Here is a 2,427-nt window from a genome sequence, read left to right on the forward strand (position 1 = left end):
GGCGCTTGGGGATGTCGTGGACACGTTGCGAGCGGAGCGGGCCACCCGTGACTTCTCCCTGGGCGTCCCGGAAGACGAGACATGATCGTTGTTGATGCTTCCGTGTTCGCGTTCTGCCTGCTCGACGACGGCGGCATCGGCGAGCGCTGCCGTTCGGTGCTTCGTGCGGACGACCGGTGGATCGCGCCCGAGCACTGGATGGTCGAGGTGCTGTCGGTGATCCGTGGCAACCTGCTCGCTGGAAAGATCAGTCCGCGCCATGCGGCGGACGCAGTCGAGGCACTCGCCGGGCTTGAGCCGGTGGTCCCTCACACCCGTGTGCTGCTACCCCGCATATGGGAACTTCGTTCCAACCTGACCACGTATGACGCGGCCTACGCCGCAGCGGCCGAGACGTACGGCTGTGTCCTGGTGACCACCGACGGTCGAATGGCCCGCTGTGGTGTCCTCCGTTGTCCAGTCGAGATCATCACCTGATGTCCTGGCCGGGGACTGCCGGGTAGGGACATCGTTTGAGGGTTGCGGTGTCGCGATCATTTTGAGATCCGGCGGGGGTTGTTTCTGTATGGGTTGTCTGTTGTGTCTGAGCTCGATATCGACTCGTGGATGTGGAGAGCTCAAGAGATAGTTAGTTATTCACGACACACCGGCCGATCTGCAGGGTAGTCTTCGCGACAGCGGGTGCAGCGTCCCGAGGGCGAGGGTCTACACTGCTTCGTAGACCCGGCGATCGCTTACGTCCGGTTGTGTCTGAACGCGGAATGGGAGAGACGTCGCAAGGCGTTGCCCATACGTGCAAGCACCAAGACCCGCCACCCGCACCGACCTTCGGATCTGCTACTGATGACGCTGCCTGCCCTGGAACTTCACGAGCGCCCCGACGAGCCGCGTACGCGTGCCACGAGCACGCGACGTACCCGCCGGGCGGCCACTCCTGCACGCACGACGCCCGGCCGTGGCCTGGCCGCCGTGCCCGATGATACCGACGAACTCGACGTTACTCAGGTCGCCGAGCTTGTCGCGCGTGGACGCGAATCCGGCGAACTGAGTCACGCCGAACTTCGCGAAGCACTCGAGACCGCTGACCTCGGTCTTGAACTACTTCCCGTCCTGATTGCCCGGTTGACCACTCTCGGCGTCGAGGTTCTCGACGAGGAGGAGCCAACAACTGGAGCGCCGGCTGCCCGCGCAACCTCGGAGCATGCCGGAACCGCCGACCTCGTGCGTATGTACCTGCGCGAGATCGGCAAGGTACCCCTGCTCAACGCCGCGCAGGAGGTCGAACTGTCCAAGCGGGTCGAGGCTGGCCTGTTTGCCGAGTACAAGCTGGAGACCGACTCCGACCTGGAGCCGGCTCTGCGGCGTGACCTCCAGACCCTGGTCCGGGACGGGCATGCGGCGAAACAGCAGCTGGTCTCGGCGAACCTGCGTCTTGTGGTCTCGGTCGCCAAGAAGTACAGCGGTCGCGGCATGACCCTGCTCGACCTGGTCCAGGAGGGCAACCTCGGTCTGATCCGCGCGGTCGAGAAGTTCGACTACGCCAAGGGCTACAAGTTCTCGACCTACGCCACCTGGTGGATCAGGCAGGCGATCGGTCGGGCGCTGGCGGACCAGGCCAGGACCATCCGAATCCCGGTCCATGTCGTCGAGCAGATCAACAAGATTACGCGACTGCAGCGCCAGCTTGTCTCCACGCTCGGCCGGGAGCCGACCGACGAGGAGCTTGCGCTGGAGCTCGACATGCCGATCGAACAGGTCGTCGAACTCCGCCGGTACGCCCAGGACACGGTCAGCCTGGAGACCGCGGTCGGCGACGACGGCGACTCCGTTCTCGGTGACTTCATCGAGGACGCGGACGCCACCTCGCCTGCGGACGCCGCCTCCTACGGCGCCATGCAGGACGAGATCGAGGGTGTGTTGAGCGGGCTCACACCACGTGAACGTGAGGTCATGCGGCTGCGGTTCGGTCTTGCCGACGGCAAGCAGCACACGCTTGCCGAGGTCGGCAACCGTCTCGGGCTTACCCGCGAGCGGATTCGCCAGATCGAGCGCGACACCCTTCGTGAACTGCGCAAGCCGGCGGTCGCGGGCAGACTGCGCGAGTTTCTCGACTGACCCAGCCGGGGAAGTGGCACGTCCGGTGAGGTAGTGCGTTGTCGTGGTGGAGATCCCCTGTCCGGTCACCGGGCAGGGGATCTCGCTTTGCCGGGCGCTCCTATTGGGCCGCGGGTGAGATGAACGGCAGCAACGCCTCGGGGTTGGCGACCGCGCCGAGGCTGACGGCCTGCTCCAGGGGTGCGCCCAGCAGCAGCCGCCGGACCGGTACCTCCAGCTTCTTGCCGCTGTGGGTGCGCGGGATCGCGGCGACCTGCTCGACCCGGTCGGGCACATGACGCGGGCTGAGATCATGCCGGATTGTGGTCAACA

The 2,427-nt window shown here is 65.5% G+C and carries 2 protein-coding genes and 1 pseudogene; 2 read left to right on the plus strand and 1 reads right to left on the minus strand.

Translation table 11 applies throughout. The features are described 5' to 3' along the window. The first annotated feature begins 81 nt into the window (after positions 1 to 81). The gene (locus tag U9977_RS04465) at positions 82 to 477 is read left to right on the plus strand and encodes a type II toxin-antitoxin system VapC family toxin (RefSeq protein WP_322747878.1); all 396 of its coding nucleotides are present in this window, start codon (positions 82 to 84) and stop codon (positions 475 to 477) included. Between the two features lie 366 nt (positions 478 to 843). Continuing rightward, the gene (locus U9977_RS04470) at positions 844 to 2,115 is read left to right on the plus strand and encodes an RNA polymerase sigma factor (RefSeq protein WP_322747879.1); all 1,272 of its coding nucleotides are present in this window, start codon (positions 844 to 846) and stop codon (positions 2,113 to 2,115) included. Between the two features lie 100 nt (positions 2,116 to 2,215). Here U9977_RS04470 and U9977_RS04475 read toward each other — a convergent pair. After that, positions 2,216 to 2,427: pseudogene (locus U9977_RS04475) on the minus strand (acetoacetate--CoA ligase); the annotation flags it as partial.

This window comes from Protofrankia sp. Cas8 (genome assembly GCF_963555845.1).
In the GTDB taxonomy this organism is placed as follows: Bacteria; Actinomycetota; Actinomycetes; order Frankiales; family Frankiaceae; genus Protofrankia.